Annotated in this window: 20 protein-coding genes; 11 read left to right on the forward strand and 9 right to left on the reverse strand. The window is 42.1% G+C overall.

Annotated elements, in window-relative coordinates:
• Window positions 1-6: 6 nt before the first annotated feature.
• The gene (locus ACFQ3S_RS00825; RefSeq protein ID WP_377160214.1) at window positions 7-828 is read right to left on the reverse strand and encodes a thymidylate synthase; all 822 of its coding nucleotides are present in this window, start codon (window positions 826-828) and stop codon (window positions 7-9) included.
• Window positions 829-943: 115 nt separating this feature from the next.
• Here ACFQ3S_RS00825 and ispE point away from each other — a divergent pair, with 115 nt between their 5' ends.
• Window positions 944-1,747: a 4-(cytidine 5'-diphospho)-2-C-methyl-D-erythritol kinase gene (gene ispE, locus ACFQ3S_RS00830; protein ID WP_377160216.1), complete on the forward strand. Its 804-nt coding sequence runs from the start codon at window positions 944-946 to the stop codon at window positions 1,745-1,747.
• A gap of 167 nt (window positions 1,748-1,914) precedes the next feature.
• Here the strand turns inward: ispE and gap are convergent, their stop codons facing one another.
• Entirely contained in the window at window positions 1,915-2,910 is a 996-nt protein-coding gene (gene gap / locus ACFQ3S_RS00835) for a type I glyceraldehyde-3-phosphate dehydrogenase (protein ID WP_377160218.1), read from the reverse strand.
• A gap of 7 nt (window positions 2,911-2,917) precedes the next feature.
• Window positions 2,918-3,766 (reverse strand): hypothetical protein, encoded by an 849-nt coding sequence (locus tag ACFQ3S_RS00840; RefSeq protein ID WP_377160220.1) that lies wholly within the window; start codon window positions 3,764-3,766, stop codon window positions 2,918-2,920.
• A gap of 260 nt (window positions 3,767-4,026) precedes the next feature.
• Between ACFQ3S_RS00840 and ACFQ3S_RS00845 the strand changes: the two genes are divergently transcribed.
• The 3 genes from ACFQ3S_RS00845 (at window position 4,027) to ACFQ3S_RS00855 (ending at window position 5,392) form a co-directional block, all read left to right on the forward strand.
• A complete protein-coding gene (locus ACFQ3S_RS00845; protein WP_377160222.1) occupies window positions 4,027-4,719 on the forward strand; it encodes an NUDIX hydrolase in 693 nt (230 codons plus the stop codon).
• Between the two features lie 184 nt (window positions 4,720-4,903).
• On the forward strand, window positions 4,904-5,101 hold the full coding sequence (locus tag ACFQ3S_RS00850; protein ID WP_377160224.1) for a hypothetical protein: 198 nt from the start codon (window positions 4,904-4,906) through the stop codon (window positions 5,099-5,101).
• 9 nt (window positions 5,102-5,110) lie between these two features.
• Window positions 5,111-5,392, forward strand: a complete 282-nt coding sequence (locus tag ACFQ3S_RS00855) for a type II toxin-antitoxin system RelE/ParE family toxin (protein ID WP_377160226.1) — start codon at window positions 5,111-5,113, stop codon at window positions 5,390-5,392.
• A 76-nt stretch (window positions 5,393-5,468) separates the two neighbouring features.
• Here the strand turns inward: ACFQ3S_RS00855 and ACFQ3S_RS00860 are convergent, their stop codons facing one another.
• On the reverse strand, window positions 5,469-6,134 hold the full coding sequence (locus ACFQ3S_RS00860; RefSeq protein ID WP_377160228.1) for a hypothetical protein: 666 nt from the start codon (window positions 6,132-6,134) through the stop codon (window positions 5,469-5,471).
• 250 nt (window positions 6,135-6,384) lie between these two features.
• Between ACFQ3S_RS00860 and ACFQ3S_RS00865 the strand changes: the two genes are divergently transcribed.
• The 3 genes from ACFQ3S_RS00865 to ACFQ3S_RS00875 all read left to right on the forward strand — a co-directional run bounded on the left by ACFQ3S_RS00865 (window position 6,385) and on the right by ACFQ3S_RS00875 (window position 12,293).
• Window positions 6,385-6,702, forward strand: a complete 318-nt coding sequence (locus ACFQ3S_RS00865) for a DUF6660 family protein (protein WP_377160230.1) — start codon at window positions 6,385-6,387, stop codon at window positions 6,700-6,702.
• Between the two features lie 81 nt (window positions 6,703-6,783).
• Window positions 6,784-11,115 carry a CusA/CzcA family heavy metal efflux RND transporter gene (locus ACFQ3S_RS00870; protein ID WP_377160231.1) on the forward strand — a complete coding sequence of 1,444 codons (4,332 nt, stop codon included), beginning with the start codon at window positions 6,784-6,786 and terminating at the stop codon, window positions 11,113-11,115.
• Window positions 11,116-11,123: 8 nt separating this feature from the next.
• Window positions 11,124-12,293: an efflux RND transporter periplasmic adaptor subunit gene (locus tag ACFQ3S_RS00875; protein WP_377160233.1), complete on the forward strand. Its 1,170-nt coding sequence runs from the start codon at window positions 11,124-11,126 to the stop codon at window positions 12,291-12,293.
• Between the two features lie 609 nt (window positions 12,294-12,902).
• On the opposite strand, the gene ACFQ3S_RS00880 is transcribed toward ACFQ3S_RS00875, so the two are convergent.
• From ACFQ3S_RS00880 to ACFQ3S_RS00890, 3 genes are all read right to left on the reverse strand, one after another.
• Entirely contained in the window at window positions 12,903-13,670 is a 768-nt protein-coding gene (locus ACFQ3S_RS00880) for a DUF4932 domain-containing protein (RefSeq protein ID WP_377160235.1), read from the reverse strand.
• A 147-nt stretch (window positions 13,671-13,817) separates the two neighbouring features.
• Window positions 13,818-14,297, reverse strand: a complete 480-nt coding sequence (locus tag ACFQ3S_RS00885; protein ID WP_377160237.1) for an NADH-quinone oxidoreductase subunit B — start codon at window positions 14,295-14,297, stop codon at window positions 13,818-13,820.
• A complete protein-coding gene (locus ACFQ3S_RS00890) occupies window positions 14,290-14,901 on the reverse strand; it encodes an NADH-quinone oxidoreductase subunit A (protein WP_377160239.1) in 612 nt (203 codons plus the stop codon). Before ACFQ3S_RS00890 ends, ACFQ3S_RS00885 begins: the two co-directional genes overlap by 8 nt.
• Here ACFQ3S_RS00890 and ACFQ3S_RS00895 point away from each other — a divergent pair.
• Both ACFQ3S_RS00895 and ACFQ3S_RS00900 read left to right on the forward strand, forming a co-directional pair.
• The gene (locus ACFQ3S_RS00895; RefSeq protein ID WP_377160241.1) at window positions 14,900-16,114 is read left to right on the forward strand and encodes a BaiN/RdsA family NAD(P)/FAD-dependent oxidoreductase; all 1,215 of its coding nucleotides are present in this window, start codon (window positions 14,900-14,902) and stop codon (window positions 16,112-16,114) included. The genes ACFQ3S_RS00890 and ACFQ3S_RS00895 overlap by 2 nt on opposite strands.
• Before the next feature lie 61 nt (window positions 16,115-16,175).
• Complete coding sequence (locus ACFQ3S_RS00900; protein WP_377160243.1) at window positions 16,176-17,399, forward strand: glycosyltransferase family 87 protein; 1,224 nt, start codon at window positions 16,176-16,178, stop codon at window positions 17,397-17,399.
• Here ACFQ3S_RS00900 and ACFQ3S_RS00905 read toward each other — a convergent pair.
• Window positions 17,396-18,082: a hypothetical protein gene (locus ACFQ3S_RS00905; protein WP_377160245.1), complete on the reverse strand. Its 687-nt coding sequence runs from the start codon at window positions 18,080-18,082 to the stop codon at window positions 17,396-17,398. The genes ACFQ3S_RS00900 and ACFQ3S_RS00905 overlap by 4 nt on opposite strands.
• Window positions 18,083-18,223: 141 nt before the next feature.
• On the opposite strand from ACFQ3S_RS00905, the gene ACFQ3S_RS00910 reads away from it, so the two are divergent.
• Window positions 18,224-19,237 (forward strand): threonine aldolase family protein, encoded by a 1,014-nt coding sequence (locus ACFQ3S_RS00910; protein WP_377160247.1) that lies wholly within the window; start codon window positions 18,224-18,226, stop codon window positions 19,235-19,237.
• Between the two features lie 204 nt (window positions 19,238-19,441).
• Here the strand turns inward: ACFQ3S_RS00910 and ACFQ3S_RS00915 are convergent, their stop codons facing one another.
• Window positions 19,442-20,101 (reverse strand): hypothetical protein, encoded by a 660-nt coding sequence (locus ACFQ3S_RS00915; protein ID WP_377160248.1) that lies wholly within the window; start codon window positions 20,099-20,101, stop codon window positions 19,442-19,444.
• Window positions 20,102-20,173: 72 nt separating this feature from the next.
• Between ACFQ3S_RS00915 and ACFQ3S_RS00920 the strand changes: the two genes are divergently transcribed.
• A complete protein-coding gene (locus tag ACFQ3S_RS00920; protein WP_377160249.1) occupies window positions 20,174-21,259 on the forward strand; it encodes a DNA topoisomerase IB in 1,086 nt (361 codons plus the stop codon).
• Window positions 21,260-21,415 lie beyond the last annotated feature (156 nt).

The following is a 21,415-nucleotide window of genomic DNA, read 5'->3' on the forward strand; positions in this document are numbered from 1 at the left end:
CAATTCCTACACTGCCACAGCGCCCTTAATATGCGGCCAGGGATCGTAATTTTCCAGTGTGAAATCTTCAAATTTAAAGCCAAAAATATCTTTCACTTCCGGGTTGATCTTCATAACTGGCAATGGCCGTGGCTCGCGGCTTAATTGCAAATTAACCTGCTCCATGTGGTTGTTATAGATATGTGCATCGCCAAAAGTGTGGATAAAATCGCCGTATTCCAGATCGCATACCTGTGCCATCATCATGGTAAGCAGGGCGTATGAGGCTATATTGAATGGTACTCCTAAAAATATATCGGCACTGCGCTGATACAACTGGCAGGAAAGTTTACCTTTAGTTTCGCCCTTTTGCGGGTTTGCGGGTTCTACATAAAACTGGAACAAGCTATGGCAAGGTGGCAAAGCCATTTGTTCTACATCGGCCACATTCCAGGCAGATACCATGATGCGGCGCGAATCGGGGTTAGTTTTAAGCTGTTTGATAACCTGGCTAATCTGATCAATATGTCCGCCATCGGGCTTAGGCCACGAGCGCCACTGGTAGCCGTAAACAGGGCCCAGGTTGCCATCGGCATCGGCCCACTCATCCCATATACGCACACCATTTTCTTTCAAATATTTAATATTGGTATCACCGCTTAAAAACCAGATCAATTCGTGTATGATCGATTTTAAATGTAGCTTTTTAGTGGTTACCAGCGGGAAACCATGCTGCAGGTTAAAACGCATTTGGTAGCCAAACACGCTAATGGTACCGGTTCCTGTTCGGTCATGCTTTTGTGCGCCGTTTTCCAGTACATGGCGCATCAGGTGGTGGTATTGTTTCATAGTTTTTATGCAGGCAATTATACAACTCGGTTTAAACGCTTGCGGTTACAAAGAAAATTAATCTATTTTGGCTTTCCTACTAATGTGCAAAAGTTGGTAAGGATATAATGCTTTTATGATCGATTTTCCTAACGCTAAAATTAATATCGGCTTAAATATTACCGAACGCCGCGCCGATGGTTACCATAACCTGGAGACCGTTTTTTATCCGCTCATGATTAAAGATGCGCTGGAAGTTATTGAAAGTAAGGAGCTGAATTTTCAATCATCAGGCATAGTTATTCCGGGCAGTAGTGAACAAAATTTATGTTTGAAAGCTTATTATTTGCTTAAACAGGATTTTGATATAAAGCCTGTTGATATACACTTGCACAAGCACATTCCCATTGGAGCAGGGTTGGGTGGTGGTTCGGCCGATGCTGCGTTTTTTATTAAACTGATCAATCAAACGTTCGCTTTAGGTTTAACACCCGATGCCATGATGCAATATGCCCGGCAATTAGGTGCCGATTGTGCATTTTTTATTAACAACCAGCCTGTTTATGCTTATGGAAAAGGCGATGATTTTGAGCCGGTTAGTTTAGATCTTTCGGCTTATAAATTGGTGTTAGTTATGCCGCCGGTACATGTTTCAACTGCTGAAGCTTATGGTGGTATAAAGCCGGTGCCAGCTCAAACATCATTAAAGGGGTTAATTAAGCTACCGGTAACTGAATGGAAAGCTCATATTCATAATGATTTTGAGGGACACATATTTAAAGCGCATCCTGCAATTGCAGCAGTTAAAGACGAATTGTACAATGCCGGCGCTTTATATGCCAGCATGAGCGGGAGCGGGGCATCGGTATTTGGGATATTTGAGAAGTTGCCCGATTTGAGCCGGTTAGAAAAAGAGAACCAAGTATTTTACGGCGTATAAAACCTCATTCTAATTCGTAAAAAATTCAATAGATCAGATTTTTATACATGTGTAGAGACCTGAAACTTATGAATACCGCTTAGCCATAATAACGGGATGACATAAATTTAGACTCAATAAAAAAAGCCGGACACAAGGCCCGGCTTCCATATTATAAATTTAAAAAATTAAAATTTACCTAACTCTTCAACCAGGTCAATCAGTTTGTTGGAGTAGCCCCACTCGTTATCGTACCAAGATACAACCTTAACAAAGTTGTCATTCAAGGCTATACCTGCTTTGGCATCAAAAATTGAAGTACGTGCGTCGCCTTTGAAGTCTTCAGATACAACCTCATCTTCAGTATAACCTAAAATGCCTTTCAGTTCGCCTTCAGAAGCTTCTTTCATAGCAGCTTTAATGGTTTCGTATGAGGCACCGTTTTTTAATTTTACGGTTAAGTCAACTACCGATACATCGGCAACAGGTACGCGGAAAGCCATACCGGTTAATTTACCTTTCAATTCAGGGATAACCAAAGTAACTGCTTTAGCAGCACCTGTTGATGAAGGGATGATGTTTTGGTAAGCACCACGGCCGCCTCTCCAGTCTTTAGCCGATGGGCCGTCAACTGTTTTTTGGGTAGCAGTAACCGCGTGTACAGTACTCATTAAACCTTCTTCAATGCCAAATTTATCGTTCAGCACTTTAGCAATCGGAGCCAAACAGTTGGTTGTACACGACGCGTTAGACACGATGGTATTTTCGGCGGTCAGGCTTTTGTGGTTTACACCCATTACAAAGGTAGGGGTATCATCTTTGGCCGGGGCCGACATTACCACTTTCTTTGCACCAGCATCAATATGTTTTTGAGCAGTTTCCTGGGTTAAAAATAAGCCGGTAGACTCAATAATAACTTCGGCACCTACATCGCCCCATTTAAGGTTGGCAGGATCTTTTTCGGCAGTTACACGAATAGTTTTACCGTTTACAACCAGGTTGCCATCTTTAACTTCAATGGTGCCATCAAATTTGCCGTGGGTAGAATCGTATTTTAACATGTAAGCCATATAGTCTGGCTCAATTAAATCATTGATGCCCACTACTTCAACACCCGGACGGGTGATGGCTACTCTGAAAGCTAAACGACCAATACGGCCGAATCCGTTAATTCCTATTTTCATTTTGTTTTTAATTTTTATTAGAATAATATGTTAATAGATTGTTTATAGGTTCTTTTAATACGTATGCTATTTGTACACCTGTTTCATTTGCCGCTTGTTGCAGGTATGGTTTAAAACCGGCAGCCACCGATCCGGCAAAGTGTACTTCGGCATCGGGGTGTTGTGCTTTTAAAGGCAGTACGTAGGTTTTAATCATTAGCTTAAACCCATTAATGATAATGCTTTGCAGAAACGGGTCGGCGTGGTTATCAACAAAAAATTCGGCTAAACGGCTCAGAAATAATACCGGCTGCCGTTGATGGTAAATTTTTTCAAGCAAGATCTTTCTGTCGGCATCATATTCCTTCATAAATTTTTTGCGCAGGTTGTTTGGCAGTGTTTCGTTCAGGTATGCCTTAATCAGCTGACGGCCCAACCAGTTACCCGATCCTTCATCGGCTAAAATATAACCCAAGCCATAGTTATTTGGTTCAATTTTTTTACCATCAAACCAAGCCGCGTTAGAGCCGCTGCCACAAATGCAAACTATGCCCGGTTTGTTTTTGCAACAGGCAATGGCAGCACCCAGCATATCATGGTCAACCGTAACACGGGCGTATTTAAAAAACGATGTAAAGCTATTACTTACCGCATCCTGCAATCCCTGGTTTAGTACACCGGCCCCAAAAAAGTGGATCCGTTTAATTTCTTCGGCATGATGGATCAGGTTTATGTTTTTATTTAATAACTGCAGTATATGTTTTTCATCGTTAAAAAACGGATTTATACTGCTGGTTTTAAACGAGGCTACCGTGCGGCCCTTATCGGCCAAACGCCAGTCTGCATAATTAGATCCGCTATAAATAACTGCAACCATGTATTTGTATAGCAATGTGGCGGGCAAATATAATAACTTTGACGGCTAATTAGCTCAAAGTTGTACGGGTAATGTGTAAAATTTACACCAAGATTTTATTAACGTAACTAATACCTGTTTGTAAACCCAATTTTATTAAAATTGTATAACGGTATTTTAAAAATAACCTTTGCTTGTTATTTGCTAAACTTGAATTAAATTTCAACTGCTTAAAAATTACCGTTATATTTAAAGCCATCATTTACTAAATTATAATAACCTTGGAAGAACGTTTGGTTAAGTTTGAATCTGAATTTTCTATAGATTGTGTTATATTCGGGTTTGAGGCCGGTGAGTTGAAAGTGTTGCTTATTGAACGAAACGATGAGCCCTTTGAAGGCTGGCTGGCTTTGCCGGGTAACCTGGTTAAAAATGATGAAGGCATTGAAGAAGCAGCCGGGCGTATTTTGCACGAATTAACTGGTTTGGATGATTTGCACATGGAGCAGTTTCATACTTTTGGTGATGTAAACAGGCATCCGCGTGGGCGTATTATTACCGTGGCCTATTATGCCCTTATACGTATCGACGCGCAAAAGGAACTGATACCCGGTCAACTGGCCCGTAAGGCTTTCTGGCATACCGTAACCGATTTACCTAAACTGGCATTTGACCATTCCGAAATTTTCAGGACCGGCTTTAACAAACTACGCCGCCGCTTGAGCTATCAGCCTATAGCTTACGAACTGCTGCCCGAAAAATTTACACTTACCCAGTTACAGCAACTGTACGAAGCTATATTGAATAAGAAATTGGACAAGCGCAATTTCAGAAAGAAAATGCTGAGCTACGGTTTTTTAAAGGAATTGGACGAAAAGCAAAAAAACGTATCGTTTAGGGCGGCAAAACTTTACAAGTTCGACCGCAGGAAATACAGCAAGATATTTCAGAACGAATTAGGGGTGGATATGTAAGCCACTCTCAAACCTTCCCCGGGAGGTCTTTTTAATTTGTATATAGATAAAGTAAGCGTATAATGACTAAAGACGATATTTTATTAATAACATTCCCAATTACAGATTTTAGCGGTAGCAAATTGCATCCGACCGTTGCACTTGCCAATACACTCTTTTCGCTAATTTATATTTAGTTTTGTATATGCAGACACTCGAAATTATTGTACCGGACAACAAAACCCGACTGGTTAAAGAATTTTTAAAAGAGTTGGGTGTAACCATAAAGGTAAAAAGGAAAAGCAATGTGCCCAATGCAGAAACTATAGCAGCTATGGAAGAACTTAAAGCAGGTAAAGGGACGCATTTTAAAAATGTGGAAGAACTTTTTAAGGCTATCTGAATTTAAGCAATGTTTGAAATTGTTACTTCTACAAAATTCTTGAGAGATCTTAAACTGCTTAAGAAACGTTCAGCAAAATATTTGCAGATGTTGCAAGAGATAGTTACAATACTTGCCAATAAGGGCCACAACGGACTCGACCAAAAACATAAGGCTCATAAGCTTAGTGGCAAATACAACGGGTATTGGGAGTGCCATGTTAAACCTAATTTATTACTCATTTGGGACGAGAATGAGCAAATACGTCTTTTAGAGTTGGTGCGTGCTGGTACGCATTCTGATTTATTTTAGTATTACCAACCACAGGCTTAAAAGCTGTTGGTTTATAGCCACGCAGAACTACAGTTAGCAAAGGTCAATTAAAAAACTAACGATATGATTCGTGCCTGATTTTTAAGATCTTTAAAGACAGACCGATCAAAAAAACAAAAGCAATAAGATACCGTGGCCAGGTAACAGGTTTATTGCTTGGTGCAAGCTTGAGTAATCGCTCTTTTTCCTGTTCAATAATTTCCAGCTTGTCGGCAATTAATTTTATTTCGCGTTTAAATTCAATATCTTCAAGGCTAATACCCGGATCTTTTGGCCAATGATATTTTAAAGCCTGTACGTACCCCATTACCGGGAACTCCTTCGCTTTAAATACAAAACCTTCCGTATAGTTCACAAAGCCCTCCCATTTTCTTGAATCATAACCATCGTCCATTAAATTAACCATGGTATGAAACCACTCCAACCCTGTCTTTTGTCCTTCTGATGAATGACTAAGGTCAAGTGCCGGCAAATGTTCACCAATTAATATCTGTACTTCCGCAAAGTTAATTTTGGCAGCGTTATGCAACTCCTCGTACTCAATTCTCTTATCTACGCTAAGTACCTCCATGGTGCCGTATAACACACCCAAAAATGAAATCATCACCCAAAATAATTCTACTTTACCCCAAAAAACCAAAGGCATATTTTGAGGGATTACGGCATGAAAAAATAGGATCATCAGGCTCAACGACACCAGGGCAGCAATTACTATAAGCATTTCAAATCAGGGAGTTATTATAAAGTGGGAAATATAATGCTTATTTGTAAACTGGTGAATACTAACCACAAAATTATAATATTCAGATTATAGTTGGTGTAATTATCGCACTATTCGTCGGCGGAGTAAAGCACATGCGCTATTATTACTTCCTTTAGCTATATTTAATAAGTTAAAGTTTGGTGGCTTGTAATTACACTTGAATATTAAATCCTTTAAGTTCATTGTTTATTTTCTATTTTTGTAAATAATGAAATACGTTGCTGCCATATTTAGTTTCTACTTTATATTACTGGCTGTTATGCCTTGCCAGGATAAAGATGATATGGGGGTTATTTTAAGAAACCAGGCTTCCGTTCAAACAGAACAGTCTTCTGCAAATAATGCTCATCAGGAGGCATGTGCACCGTTTTGTATTTGCTCTTGTTGTTCTACCCCAAGGCATATTCCGTTACAACAGGTTTTTACTTTGTTTACACAGCCTTGTGCGCAAAGCTTTGCCGAACAAAAAATTCCGGCTACACAACAGCAGAGCCTGGATATTTGGCAGCCGCCTCAATTAGGTTAATTTATTTCTCTTTGATCTAATTCACATGCCTGCGTAACCCGGCGGGCTGTATTTTTACTGTTTTTTATTTTAGCGTATATTATGTTAGATGCCATTATACGGTTCAGCATACGCAATAAACTGGTAATTGGCTTTTTTACCCTGGCGCTTATTGCCTGGGGTATCTGGAGCACATTGCAGATACCCGTTGATGCGTTGCCCGATATTACCAACAACCAGGTGCAGGTAATTACCCAAGCACCCACGCTGGCTGCCCAGGAGGTAGAACAGTTTATTACTTACCCGGTAGAACGTTCACTATCAAACTTACCCAATGTTACCGAAATGCGCTCGATGTCGCGGTTTGGATTGAGCGTAATTACAATTGTTTTCAAGGAATCCGTAGATGTTTATTTTGCCCGACAGTTGATAGCCGAAAAGCTGAACGAGGTTCAGGAACAGATACCCGCCGGAACTGGCCGTCCTGAAATGGCACCCGTAACCACTGGTTTAGGCGAAATTTACCAATACATTTTGCACCCTAAAAAGGGTAGTGAACATAAATACTCTGCCATGGACCTGCGTACGATGCAGGACTGGATAGTTACACGGCAGCTTTATGGCATTACTGGTGTTGCCGAAGTCACGGCTTTTGGCGGGGTAGCCAAGCAGTATGAGGTGGCGCTCAACCCCTACAAACTTAAAGCCATGGACGTAAGTATCCCCGAAATATTTACCGCCCTTGAAAAGAACAACCAAAATACAGGTGGTGCTTATATTGACAGGAAACCCAACGCTTATTTTATACGGGGTGTAGGTTTAATGTCGGGCATACCCGATATAGAGAACACCATTATAAAACGGCAGGCCAACGGTGTGCCGATACTGGTGAAGAACGTTGCCAAAATACAATTAGGATCGCCGCCCCGCTACGGGGCTATAACCTACAATGGTGAAAAAGAAGTAGTTGGCGGTATTGTACTGATGACTAAGGGTGCCAACAGCGCCGAAGTGGTTGGCCTGGTGAAAGAGCGCATGAAACTGGTTCAAAAGTCGTTACCTAATGATGTGATCATCGAACCTTTCCTTGACCGTACCAACCTCATTAACCGCGCTATAGGTACCGTACAACGAAACCTTATTGAAGGAGCTTTGATTGTGATCTTTGTACTGGTTGTTTTTTTGGGTAACTGGCGGGCCGGGCTTATTGTGGCCTCCGCCATTCCACTGGCATTATTGTTCGCACTCTCGTTAATGAATCTTTTCGGGGTATCCGCCAACCTCATGTCTTTAGGTGCCATCGATTTTGGATTAATCGTTGATGGTGCGGTAATTATTGTAGAAGCTACCATGCATCATTTGCTGATGCGCAAAAGTACCGGGCGCTTTACTCAGCACGAAATGGATGAAGAAGTATTTGAATCTGCCTCTCGTATCCGTAACAGCGCTGCATTTGGCGAAATCATTATATTAGTGGTGTATATTCCCATCCTTACCCTGGTGGGCATCGAGGGAAAAATGTTTCGGCCAATGGCGCAAACGGTAGCTTTTGCCATACTGGGTGCATTGTTGTTATCACTAACCTACATTCCAATGATGTCGGCTTTGTTTTTATCTAAAAACGCGGCACCCCAAAACACCTTTTCAAACCGGATGATCGCATATTTACAACGCCTGTACCAACCGGTTTTAAAAGGCGCTATCCGTTTTAAATTCGTAATTATTGGGGCAGCGGGCGCTTTGCTGATAGTGAGCGGAGTGATATTTTTCAGGATGGGGGGCGAGTTTATCCCTCAACTGGAAGAAGGGGATTATGCCATTGAGTTTATTCTTCCGCAGGGAACTTCCCTTTCACAAACTACCGAAACCATGATGCAGGCCGAACGGATGCTGCGGAAATACCCGGAGGTTAAAATGGTGGTTGGTAAAACTGGCAGTGCAGATGTAGCTACCGACCCTATGCCACCCGAAGCTTCCGACCTGATTGTAATCCTCAAAGATAAATCGGATTGGCCCGAGGGTAAAGGGTTTTATGAACTGGCAGATGATATGCGTAACACCCTGGCAAATATTCCGGGTACCATTGCAGAACCCAGCCAGCCTATTCAAATGCGTTTTAATGAACTGATGACCGGCGTTAAGCAGGATGTGGCCGTTAAAATATTCGGTGAAAATTTAGATACACTTAATAACTTGGCTATGAAGGTAGCACAGGCCATTAAACCAATTTCGGGCGTTACACAACCACAGGTAGAGCGGGTAAGCGGCCTTCCTCAAATCACTATTAAATATGACCGTGCGCGTATGGCTAATTACGGGTTGAATATTGAAGATGTAAACCAGGTGGTAAGTACGTCATTCGCCGGTAAAACCACCGGCTACATTTATGAAAATGAGCGTCGGTTTCATTTGGTAGTCAGATTAGACTCGGCTCACCGGAACGCCATAGAAAACGTAAGCGAACTGTTCATCCCCACAACAGATGGAAACCAAATCCCTTTATCGCAGGTGGCCACGGTGACCTATGAAACAGGGCCCGCACAAATAAGCCGAGAAAATGCAAGGCGGCGTATAGTAGTGAGCTTTAACGTAAGCGGCCGCGATGTGGAAAGTGTGGTAAAGGAAGTTGAGGCTAAGCTTAATGCCGGGGTACCGCTGCCTACGGGATATTATTACACTTACGGCGGAACTTTTGAAAACCTTCGCCAGGCTTCGGCCAGGCTCATGATCGCAGTTCCGGCTGCATTGCTGCTCATATTTGTTTTGCTATATTTTACCTTCAGGTCATTTAAACAGGCAACGCTCATTTTTACTGCCATACCCATGTCGGCCATTGGTGGCGTTTTTGCTTTGCTTGCGCGTGGCATGCCGTTCAGCATATCGGCTGGTGTTGGTTTTATCGCTTTGTTTGGTGTAGCCGTATTAAACGGTATTGTGCTTATCGGCACGTTCAATCAACTGGAAAAAGATGGTATGGAGAATGTTTTCGATCGCATTATGCAGGGCACTAAAGACCGTTTGCGCCCGGTGTTAATGACCGGCGCGGTTGCCTCGCTGGGTTTTCTGCCCATGGCGGTTTCATCAAGCGCGGGTGCCGAAGTGCAAAAACCACTGGCAACTGTTGTAATTGGCGGTTTACTTACTGCAACATTGCTTACATTGATCGTGCTGCCTTTGTTGTATCTCCTATTTACCAAAAGCAGTAAACAACCATCAGTTAAATTAAAAAAAACTATACTCACCCTGCTGGTGGTGGGCGTTACTATACCATCTTTTGCACAAACCGGTACTGTACTTAAAAGGATCACTTTAAAAGATGCTTACGAGCTGGCCCTTCAAAATAACCTGCAACTGCGTTCGGCCGGTTTAAAAACAGAACAGCGCAAAGAACTGGGTAAAACTGCATTTGCTATTCCCAAAACCGGCATTTTTGCGGAAAATGAGGACATCCTGCCGCAGTCGGCAAAAGGCATTCTCAAAATAGGGTTTTCTCAAAGTTTGGATTGGCCCGGTTTGTACCAGGCCCGTAAAAACCTGCTAAGCCAGCAAACCCTTTCATCAGAATATGCCAGGCAGGCACAAATAGCCGAGGTTAAAAGGGATATTGCCGTAACTTATTATAACCTGTGGTATTACCAGAGTAAGCAGCGGTTATGGCAACGGCTGGATAGCATATATTCTACCTTGGCCAAAGCAGCGGTATTAAGGGTTAAAACCGGGGAAAGCGCGGGCTTGGACAGTATTGCCGCACAGGCTAAGGCTAAGGAAACAAAACTGCAGTTGCGTTTGGTAAAGCACGATATTGCCAGCCAGCAACAAACGCTTAAACGGCTTTTAAACACCGATGTTATTTTACTGCCAGACAGCTCCAGTCTGGAAAAAATTAAACTGGAAGGTGTACCCATTGATACCGCAGCACATCCGCTGCTCAAACTTCAACAACAAAACATCAACATTGCCGGTGCCGAGGCAAAGGTAGCGGGCCAGGGTCAGATGCCATCGTTTGAAGGGCGGTTTTTCTCTCAGCGGCTGTATGGTGTTAGCCCGCCGTTTTCGGGGTTTTCGGTCACGGTAGGTATTCCTTTATTTGGAAGAAGCCAGTATAAACATGCTGTAAAAGCCGCACAATTCGAAAAAACTTATCAGCAATCGGTACTTACCGATCAGCAACTGGCTTTCTATACTTCCTACAACCAGCAACTGGAAACCCTGCAGAAGAACAATGACCTGTTGGAATACTATACATTAACCGGCCTTAAACAAGCGGATGCAATTATTAAAGCCGCTAATTTGGCCTATAAGTCGGGCGAGATCAGCTTTGCAGAACTGTCGCAGTTTTTTACTCAGGCTATAGATATTAAACGCAATTACCTGGATGTGCTTAATGAGTACAACCAGTCGGCCGTTCAACTAAATTATTACACCAGCAAATAACCTTTAGCATGAAAAAGCATTTTAAACATTATACATATACGCTGCTGGCCGTATTCACGGTTGCCCTTGTTGCCTGTAACCAGCCCGAAAAGCCAAGGGAAGAAGCCAAGGAAGAACAAATTCCAGAAACTCCTAACAGGGTAAGCCTTACCGCCAATCAACTACAAACCGCGGGTATTGTTATTGGAACTATAGAAATGAAAAACCTGGCTACGGCTATTAAAGCTAACGGTTTGTTATCCGTACCCAATCAAAATAAAGCATTGGTTACTTCCATTACCACCGGCACTATCCAAACGCTGAACGTGCAGCCGGGTAACTATGTTAAAAAAGGGCAGTTGATAGCAACTATCCTCAACCCCGAAATTGCACAATTACAGCAACAGGCGCAAACCACTATAGCGCAGCTTACTTTAGCCGAACAGGAATACGAGCGGCAAAAGGAATTGGTTGCCGGTAATGCGGCCCCGCTAAAAAACCTGCAGCGCGCAGAAGCAGAACTGAAGGCAATTAAAGCTACAGCCCAATCGCAACGCCTCCAGTTAGCCGCGTTAGGCATCAGATACGGTACGGGTACCATAGTCACCAGCATACCAGTACTGGCACCCATCAGTGGAACGGTGAGCGAAGTTACTGCACAAATAGGCTCTAATGTGGACGCATCTACCCCTATAGCGCAGATCGTTAATAATTCGCAATTACACCTGGATCTGTTTGTGTTTGAAAAAGATCTGCCGAAGGTGGAAGCAGGACAGCGTATTCATTTTACGCTCACCAACAGTGCAGGTAAAGAGTATGATGCACAGATCTATTCTATTGGTACAGCTTTTGCCAGCCAGTCTAAAACCATACCGGTACACGCTGTTGTAATGGGTAACAAAACAGGATTGATAGAAGGGATGAACGTAACGGCCATTATTAGTATTGGCAATGCCGTTTTGCCAGCTGTACCTACCGAAGCCATTGTGAGCACCGGCGTTAAGGACTACATTTTTGTGGTAAATAAACAGGGCGAAAAAGAAACCTTATTTGAGCGCATCCCTATAGCCAAAGGCGTTACCGATATTGGTTTTACCGAAATTACCCCTGTACGGAGTTTAAAACCAGGCTCCAGAATCGTAATTAAAAAAACCTTCTTCGTGCTTGCTAAAATGGTTAATACCGGTGAAGATGAGTAGAAAAGAAACAAACTAATAGCTCAAACCTCCTGATGCTTGTTGCTGCTTGCATTTCGGGCCTAAAGTTGCCCAAGCTTAGGGTGAACAGTAAATGTTTTAAACACAATGCAATTTCAGTGGCTGCCTGTTGGTGAAAACCAACGGGTATTTTTCTGTAATCAAATTGCTGCGGTCAAGCCCGTAATTCACATCATCGGTTATACTTATATCTTTAAAATTACAATAGAATTGTATAAGCAATGCTTTCCAGAAACGGAGTTTATTATCAAATATGAGGTAGGAGTTAATGATGACAAATCGGTAATCACCAATGTGGTTTGCCGCATAATTTAAAAAGCTCTACGTTACAACTCCAGTTCACTGCTTTTAGCAATTCGACAGCAATCAGCCAGAAAAAGAAGTCTACCCGTGGATGCCAAGCCGTAGGGTAACAGGATATGCATCATTTTGTGATAAGGTAGATACATGATATTGCAAAGTATAAGGCTTGTTACCAATTTTTACATGACAGAGCCTATATATAGGCTCTGTCATGGGGTTTTAAAATAAAAAACCTTGCTTATACCGGTGTATAAGCAAGGCTATTATTTAATAACTTATTATTTGTACTTATTCGTTAAAAGAACCTTTGCCAACAGCAGGTTTTGCCGCTGTGTATAACAAAGCTTTATCAGCCGATTCGGCAAATATTAAACACTCACGGAAACCACGGCCGCTAATAGCTAATGTACTTGAGTTGCCACGCATTAAAGGCGACATAATTACCTGATAGCTTTGGAAAGGTTCGGTATATTGTTTACCCATAGTAGCCCAGGCAGCATTCATGGTTAATTGTGAACTTTGATTTTGGATGATTTTAGTATAAAGATCCTTGTGTTTGGCATAAAACTCGCGGAATTTAGTAGATGCAATAAAATCCTGCATGCCCGTAGTATAACGTCTGAAATCTACCCGGTTTAAATCGATACGGTAATCGGTTTTTAATACCATACGGTTACGATCATTTAATTTAAACGCATATAAACCATTACGGAAATGCGTGAAATTGTTAATATTACCTTGAAGATCCTTATTAAGTTGCTTAACAATTTTATGATTTTTAAAACCATTAAAATGTGCAATTACTTCTTTGTAATATTGGGTATCCTTATTAATTAAACTGGTATCGGTAGTACCAACATCGGTTAAAGCTAACAAAATGTAGCCCAACTCACCTGTTTCGGGTATTTGAGCAGCGATCTGGTTGGTGTTCGCCTTAATGTGCTTTGATGTGTAGCGTGAGGCAACATCATCATAACTTTTACAGCCACTATTGAATAAAGTAATGGCGCCGAACAACACTGTGCAAAATAAGGGGCCTCTGTAGTTAAGTTTCATATATGTAGTTTTTTTTACCTTTTTACGGAATTGGATTACAAATAGTTACGTAAATTATTAATTAGTTTTATAAAGGTATATAAACTTTTTTAACATATATTAAGAGTTATCAAATTTAATTTTGAATTAATTATGGGTTAATATGGGTTAAACTTTAATTAAGGTTTCGCCTTCAATTTTCTTTTGCAACTCTAATATGGCTCCAATGAGAGCTTCGGGGCGTGGGGGGCAGCCTTGTACGTATATATCTACCGGTATTATACGGTCTACACCCTTAACTACATGGTAGCCGTGCTGCCAGTAAGGGCCGCCGCAGTTAGAGCACGATCCCATCGAAATTACGTAACGCGGCTCGGGCATTTGCTCGTACAAGCGTTTAATGCGTTCGGCCATTTTAAAGGTTACGGTGCCTGCAATAATTATAACATCGGCCTGGCGAGCCGATGGGCGCGGAAATACACCCAATCGGTCAACATCATAGGTTGATGCATACATGCCCATCATTTCTATAGCGCAGCAGGCTATGCCGAAACTTAACGGCCATATTGATGAGAGACGGGCCCAGTTCATCAGGTCGTTTAATTTAGTAATAACCACACCACCTTCTTCATTCATATCCTTATTCATCTGCCGCTGGTTTTTTAAATGATGGTTTAAACATAGGCTTTTTTGCTATAACATTTGTAGTGGGCGTAACTGCTGTTTTGCTAACTACAGCCACTTCGTTTTGTAAGCTAAAGCCTTTAACTTTAAACGCTTGCTGCTGCTCGTTTAGTTTGTTGTAAAGCAACATAGGTATGGATGTATTTACCTGCGGGGTAATGGGTTTAGGTTTGATCCATTCTAAATCGCCTTTGCGCCAAACATACACCAGCCCTAATATCAAAATCCCGGCAAAAATAAACATTTCTATAAGCGTAAATACGCCCCAGCGGCTATCGGCCGCTATCAGCTCTTTATTGGCATACACGGTAGCCCATGGAAATATAAATATCATCTCTACATCAAACAGCAAAAAAATAAGTGCTATTACATAAAAGCGGGTATTAAAAGGCATCCATGCGCTGCCAACGGGCTCTTCGCCACACTCGTACGAAGAGAGTTTTTCGGGGTTTGGCTTATTGGGGGAAAGTAACTTGCTCAAAAACAAGGTTATACCAACAGAAATAAAGCCCACGATCAAAAAGATGAATATCTTGCCAAATTCCGATATTTGTGAAACCTCGTTCATGTGTGCAAATCTAACAAAACAAACAAATTTTGATGCCATAATAATTGGCGCCGGTGCCTGTGGCTTAATGTGTGCGGTGCAGGCCGGCTTTTTGGGTAAGCGTACGCTGGTAATGGAAAAAAATGATCGTGCAGGTGCCAAGATATTGATAAGCGGGGGAGGGCGCTGCAATTACACTAATTTACATACCACGGCCCAGCAGTTTATTTCGGGTAACCCCCATTTTTGTAAATCGGCCTTTGCCCAGTTTACGGTTGATGATACCATCGGGTTTTTTGAAACCTACGGCATATCGGGTCAGGAAAAAACTTTGGGACAGCTTTTTCCAACTACCAATAAGGCCAAGGATGTGGTAGAGGTATTTACCGGTTTATGTTTTGATTTGGACCAGCCCATTTGGCTTAATACCGATGTGAAATCTGTTACGCAAACCGATGGTGGCTTTACGGTAATTTACGAACGCAACGGTAAAACGAGCAGCATTTTTACTCAAAATGTGGTAATGGCCACCGGAGGCCTGCCCGTGCAAAAACTGGGCGCAACCGATTTTGGTTTACGGGTAGCTAAACAATTTGGCTTAAACATTATAAAACCCATGCCCGCGTTAGTGCCGCTCACCATAACCGGTAAAGATCAGCCCTGGTACCAGCAACTTTCGGGCAATAGCATATTTTGCCGCGTTTGGAACGATAGGATAAGCTTCGAAGAGAACATCCTCTTTACACATTGGGGTTTAAGCGGGCCGGCCGTATTGCAGTTATCATCGTACTGGCAAGCAGGCGAGGAGTTTTATATGAATATGCTGCCGCATCAGCATATTACCGGTGTTATAGAGGCCGAGCGGTTAACTAATCCTAAAAAAATGTTACTTAACCTACTGGCCGGATTATATACCCGCAAATTTGCCGAAGCTTTAAGCAGTCAGCTGCCGGTACAAAAAAACCTGGCTTCGTTAAGTAAAACGGAGCTCGAAATGATAGATGCACTTATTCATCAGTTTAAAGTAAAGCCTGCCGGCGATAAAGGGTATGATAAAGCCGAAGTGATGCGCGGTGGGGTAGATACCGGGGAGCTATCCTCTAAAACGCTGGAAGCTAAAAAAGTACCCGGGTTGTTTTTTGGCGGTGAGTGTGTAGATGTTACCGGCTGGCTGGGTGGTTATAACTTTCAATGGGCCTGGGCCAGTGGTTTTGTTATAGCACAAAATATATAGTGTATTTTAATATTTGTAAAATACTTTTCTTAACTATATATTTGTAACGCCCCTGTTACAAATGACCAAGAGATTAAACCTTTTTGCCATCTATAAGCCTGTGTGTTTATTATGGATTGCTGTAAGCATGTTTTGCTGGCAGTATAAATATTTTAATAACCGCTATAATAACTATAGTATTTTTGCCGGAGTGTATCATCATACGCTGGCGCAAACTAATTTATACAAGGATTACCCTGCGGAGCATTTCGATACCAACCATTACGGGCCGGTTTTTAGCCTGGTGGTTGCACCATTTGCTATGCTACCTACAGGTTTTGGTTTTTTATTATGGAACCTGATGAACGCCGGAGTGCTGATATGGGCGCTTACCCTGCTGCCTTTAGCTAAAAATCGGAAGATACTGATCTTGCTATTTTGTGCAATCGAATTTGCCAATACACAGCATTCTATACAGTTTAACCCGGTTATTGCCGCTTCGTTAATTTTGAGCTTTTACTTTGTGGAAAGGAAGCAAGAGCAGTGGGCCACATTATTTATTGTAATAGGTACGCTTATTAAGCTATACCCTATAGTTGGGTTGGTGTTCTTCCTGTTCTCCGAACGTAAACGGGCTTTTGTTTTATGGAGTATAATATGGGCGGTAGTTGGTATAACCTTGCCCATGCTCATTTCCAGCCCGCATTTTATAATGCAATCCTATGTAGATTGGTACCATTCTCTCAGCGAAAAGAATGTGATCAATATAGGCCTTAACTCGGCCCAGGATCTTTCTATGATGGGCGTAATGCGCCGTATCACCAGCGACCTCACGGTACCCACTCTTCCGTTTTTAGCTTTGGGTGCTGCAACCCTTGGGGCTATCGTATTTCGTGTAGAACAGCACCGATCCTTAAAATTCAGGCTTCATGTACTGGCGTTATCGTTAATGGTTGTGGTTTTGTTTAGTACCGGGTCGGAGCCGCCAACTTATATTATAGCTTCCTTAGGTGCTATGATTTACCTGCTATCGCAAGATAAGCCTTTCGGCCAGGGCAATCTTGCTTTTATAATATTGATTAGCCTGGTTGCCGCCCTGGCATCTACCGATGCTATACCAGCCTTTATACGTAAACCATATTTAAGCCGCTATGCTATGAAAGTATGGCCTTATATTGTTTTATGGGGTAAAATGGTTTATGAATTATTGTTGACCAACTACGGTATCGAAAACTCGAAAACTACCGAAGTATTTGAGCTGGTATTTATACCAGCCGAAGAAAGTGGTTTAGAACATGCCGGTTAATTGGTGTGCGCGGCTTTAAGCTCACGGTAATAGGTCAAGAGGTTCTGCATCTTATTCAAGCTGTACTTGCCTTTTTGTATCGCCTCTACGGCCTGTGGTTCGTCGGCCATTATATCGCTCATTACTTCGGCAAAGTTCATGGGGGTTACCTGGCTCATTTCGCCAACACCGGCACCAAAATAATAAGTGGTGCGTATATTATAACCACCGTTACCACCTCCGCCACCTAAACTAATGCCTACGCCGCCACCGCCGTACCCGCCCCCGCCAATACCGCCTGAAAAGCTGGGCGAAACCCTGAAACCGCCACCTCCGCCGCTGCCACTTCCTCCGTTGTAAACGTATAATTTAAGCGGTTCATCCAGTTCCACCTTTACAAAATCCAGTTCGGCTTTGGGCCAGGTTTCGTAAGCGGGAGGGTGGGCAATAATAAAGCTGTCTTTACCAGCCACATAATATTTAATATCGCTGGCGCTTAGTTTGATCTCGTTCGATTTGGCGTTGTCCTTATAAATAATAAAGCCTTCATTCTTAATTGGCCCCTTGCCGGTTTGGCCGGTTTGTATCAATCCGGGTACCTTGTTTCCTTTAATATCTAAAAAGTAGCCGGGTTGCCATTTTTGTGCAAAGGCGGTTACAGATGCCGTTACCAATACAAAACTTAATATAATTAGATGCTTCATGTGGATGTTAAACGTATCAAACTTTAATTACTTATATGCTGCCTAATATTAATGAGTGTAACACTCAAAATACATAAAACCAGTAAAATTGTACGCATAAGATTTTAGATATTTGAGGGCTAATATAATATAAATACAAATATGATGATTGTTGATCTGCGCAGCGATACCGTAACCAAACCAACCCCGGGCATGCTCGAAGCCATGTGGAGTGCCAAAGTAGGCGACGATGTTTTTGGCGAAGATGAAACCATAAATGAACTGGAGGCCAAAGCCGCCGTTATGTTTGGAACGGAGGCCGGTATATTTTGCCCATCGGGTACCATGACCAATCAAATTGCCATTAAATGCTTTACCCAGCCACTGGATGAACTCATAGCCGACCAAACCGCCCACGTTTACCGTTACGAAGGTGGTGGCATAGCTTTTAATTCGGCCGTATCAACGCGTTTATTGAACGGCGAGCGTGGCATACTTACGCCCGAAATGATAGAGCCTGAAATTAACGCCGAAAACATACATTACCCCAATACCAGTTTAGTAGTGCTCGAAAATACGGTGAATAAAGGTGGTGGTAAATGTTATACGTTGGAGCAGATAGCGCCTATAGCGGAATTGTGTAAAAAGTACAAGTTGAAACTTCACCTGGATGGTGCCCGTATTTTTAACGCGCTGATGTACACCGGCGATAATGCTGCCGACTATGGCCGATATTTCGACGGCATATCGGTTTGCTTATCGAAAGGATTAGGCGCGCCGGTGGGTTCGGTATTGCTGGGCAGTAAAGAAACCATAAAGTATGCCCGCCGTTTACGCAAAGTTTTTGGCGGCGGTATGCGCCAGGCCGGCTTTTTAGCCGCGGCAGGTATCTATGCTTTAGATCATCATGTGCAACGCTTAAAAATTGACCATAGCCATGCCCGTATTTTAGCCGATGAACTGGCCCATTGCAGCTGGGTAACCGATGTAGTTGCGGTTGAAACCAATATCGTATTGTTTGACACCGTTGAACCGGCTGATGTGATCGTTAATAAGCTATTAGAAAAAGGCATTAAAGCCAGCGCTACCGATAAACACCGCATCCGCTTTGTAACGCATTTAGATATACACCCCGATCAGGTAGAGTACACGGTAGGGGTTTTAAAGGGACTTTAAGTCGGGGAAGTGCGTTAGTCCGTGATTCAGAAGAGTGTAAGAGTTGTGTTTTATAATCCCTCCCTGGGGAGGGTAGGGAGGGGTTTATCAAGCGATATGGTTTGCTAAACCGCTCCCTGCCAAAGCACATCCAGCCGCACCTAACTCCGAATAGGAAGTTGAATGGGAAAATGTTAGTTGATCAATTGCCTTATAAAGGGTCAATTACCAATCTTTCTTCCTAAGCTTAAAATGGAAATAACAAGTTATATCAACTTGTTGGTGAATGTAACCATTGGTGAAATAGTAATCGTCCATTAAATATGGAGCAGTTTTAAGTTCCAATTTTCCATAAACGGTTTGTCCAACTTTGGGGTGCAAATTGCTTAATGTAAGACGAGACTTTTGTGTGGGTACAAAAATTTCGTTAACTTTTTTGTGATTTATCTTTAAACGGAAAAACTTGTCGTACTTACTATACTCATGCCATACAGTTACTGTTTTTCCTTTGTAAATTTTGGTAGTGGAGCCCGGCATTAATATTCCTGTATTAATCAGCAATGTATCACCCGATATATAGCCTTGGGCACTCCATGGCATAGGTAATTCAATAGCGTCACTTTCGAATTTTGTTTCAATATTAGTATCTGCATCTAAAATTAGGATGCTATTATATTTGCTTGGATCAAACTGTTTTTTGTTTAATGTGTCAATTTTGTAACGACTAATTAAACCCATATATGATTCCTCTATAAACTTTTGAACAACAGGAGGCGCTTTCATAAGCGCGTGTTTGTATTGGACACTCAAATTTTTATCTTCAATAGTTTGAGCTATACATAAAGTTTTAATGAACAGTATTAAAAGAGTAACGGTTAGTTTCATTGCACTAAAGCTAAACTAAACTGGGCGTTTCACAAACTTATATATCTTGCTGATGTTGTAATAAAAATTACAATGAACCGCCTCCTCCAAAAACTTGAAAAAATAGGCCGCGACCCTAAGATCACTGCCAAAGCTGCCGGATTAAGATACGTTACCGACGCTTCACCCGGTTATACCCGCAAAACATCGGGCAAGGGATTTGCTTTTTTAGATGCTGATGGAAAGCCGGTTAAGGATAAAGAACTGGTGCAACGCTTCACTAAACTGGTTATTCCACCGGCTTACACCAACGTATGGATCTCGCCTTACGAAAACAGTCACCTGCAATTTACCGGTACCGATGCCGCCGGGCGTAAGCAGTACCGCTACCATGCCGACTGGAATAAATTGCGTAACCAATCTAAATACCATCGCCTGCAATCATTCGCTACACATCTGCCTGCTATACGGAAACAGGTAGATGAGCATTTACTGCGCTCCAGGTTAGATCATGATAAGGTATTAGCGCTGGTAGTACGGTTAATGGAGTTGACCAGTATCCGTATTGGCAACGAATCGTACAAGAAATTATATGGTTCATACGGCTTAACCACCATGATGGATAAGCATGTGACCATAGAGGGTTCTAAAATAAACTTTGAATTTAAAGGTAAAAAAGGTGTTTACCATAAAATAGACTTGCAAAGCAAGAGACTGGCCCGATTGGTTAAGCAATGCCGGGACATACCGGGCAAGGAACTTTTTCAGTATTATGACGATGATGGCAAGCGTTGTACGATAGATTCGGGCGATGTGAATTCTTACCTGAAGCAAATAACAGGGGAGGATTTTACCGCTAAAGATTTTCGCACCTGGGCGGGCAGTGTAAGTTCGTTATATGCTTTTAAAGAAGCAGGTGAGTATGAAAACCAAACCCAATGCAAAAAGAACATCATCAGTGTGCTCGATGAAGTGGCCATAACCCTTGGTAACACCCGTACGGTATGTAAAAAATACTACGTACACCCAACCGTAATAAAAAGTTACGAGGAAGGTACACTTTTTAAATACATAGCCCAGCTCGATGAGGACAAGGATGTTAAAGCATCAGAACTAAGCACGGCTGAGCGGGCCTTATTAGAAATTTTAGACAAAGAAAAGCTGGCCGAAGCCAGCTGATCTTAAACGGAAAGGTTTAGGTTTTATAATATAATTCCATTTAAAAAGGTTTAATATCCAATGATAATAAGCGAACCTTTCATACTGCATTTATGGCATATTGCGTTAATATTTATTATGGAAAAATTTCATGTATTACCTGGAAATCAACATATT

It is taken from the genome of Mucilaginibacter terrae, from assembly GCF_042679325.1.
GTDB classification, from domain to species: Bacteria; Bacteroidota; Bacteroidia; order Sphingobacteriales; family Sphingobacteriaceae; genus Mucilaginibacter; species Mucilaginibacter terrae.

Excerpts from the sequence above, each read along its gene's own strand:
- ACFQ3S_RS00825 (WP_377160214.1), bottom strand. The coding sequence starts at position 828 with ATGAAACAATACCACCACCTGATGCGCCATGTACTGGAAAACGGCGCA.
- ispE (WP_377160216.1), top strand. The coding sequence starts at position 944 with ATGATCGATTTTCCTAACGCTAAAATTAATATCGGCTTAAATATTACC.
- gap (WP_377160218.1), bottom strand. The coding sequence starts at position 2,910 with ATGAAAATAGGAATTAACGGATTCGGCCGTATTGGTCGTTTAGCTTTC.
- ACFQ3S_RS00840 (WP_377160220.1), bottom strand. The coding sequence starts at position 3,766 with ATGGTTGCAGTTATTTATAGCGGATCTAATTATGCAGACTGGCGTTTG.
- ACFQ3S_RS00850 (WP_377160224.1), top strand. The coding sequence starts at position 4,904 with ATGCAGACACTCGAAATTATTGTACCGGACAACAAAACCCGACTGGTT.
- ACFQ3S_RS00855 (WP_377160226.1), top strand. The coding sequence starts at position 5,111 with ATGTTTGAAATTGTTACTTCTACAAAATTCTTGAGAGATCTTAAACTG.
- ACFQ3S_RS00860 (WP_377160228.1), bottom strand. The coding sequence starts at position 6,134 with ATGCTTATAGTAATTGCTGCCCTGGTGTCGTTGAGCCTGATGATCCTA.
- ACFQ3S_RS00865 (WP_377160230.1), top strand. The coding sequence starts at position 6,385 with ATGAAATACGTTGCTGCCATATTTAGTTTCTACTTTATATTACTGGCT.
- ACFQ3S_RS00870 (WP_377160231.1), top strand. The coding sequence starts at position 6,784 with ATGTTAGATGCCATTATACGGTTCAGCATACGCAATAAACTGGTAATT.
- ACFQ3S_RS00875 (WP_377160233.1), top strand. The coding sequence starts at position 11,124 with ATGAAAAAGCATTTTAAACATTATACATATACGCTGCTGGCCGTATTC.
- ACFQ3S_RS00880 (WP_377160235.1), bottom strand. The coding sequence starts at position 13,670 with ATGAAACTTAACTACAGAGGCCCCTTATTTTGCACAGTGTTGTTCGGC.
- ACFQ3S_RS00885 (WP_377160237.1), bottom strand. The coding sequence starts at position 14,297 with ATGAATAAGGATATGAATGAAGAAGGTGGTGTGGTTATTACTAAATTA.
- ACFQ3S_RS00895 (WP_377160241.1), top strand. The coding sequence starts at position 14,900 with ATGTGTGCAAATCTAACAAAACAAACAAATTTTGATGCCATAATAATT.
- ACFQ3S_RS00890 (WP_377160239.1), bottom strand. The coding sequence starts at position 14,901 with ATGAACGAGGTTTCACAAATATCGGAATTTGGCAAGATATTCATCTTT.
- ACFQ3S_RS00900 (WP_377160243.1), top strand. The coding sequence starts at position 16,176 with ATGACCAAGAGATTAAACCTTTTTGCCATCTATAAGCCTGTGTGTTTA.
- ACFQ3S_RS00905 (WP_377160245.1), bottom strand. The coding sequence starts at position 18,082 with ATGAAGCATCTAATTATATTAAGTTTTGTATTGGTAACGGCATCTGTA.
- ACFQ3S_RS00910 (WP_377160247.1), top strand. The coding sequence starts at position 18,224 with ATGATGATTGTTGATCTGCGCAGCGATACCGTAACCAAACCAACCCCG.
- ACFQ3S_RS00915 (WP_377160248.1), bottom strand. The coding sequence starts at position 20,101 with ATGAAACTAACCGTTACTCTTTTAATACTGTTCATTAAAACTTTATGT.
- ACFQ3S_RS00920 (WP_377160249.1), top strand. The coding sequence starts at position 20,174 with ATGAACCGCCTCCTCCAAAAACTTGAAAAAATAGGCCGCGACCCTAAG.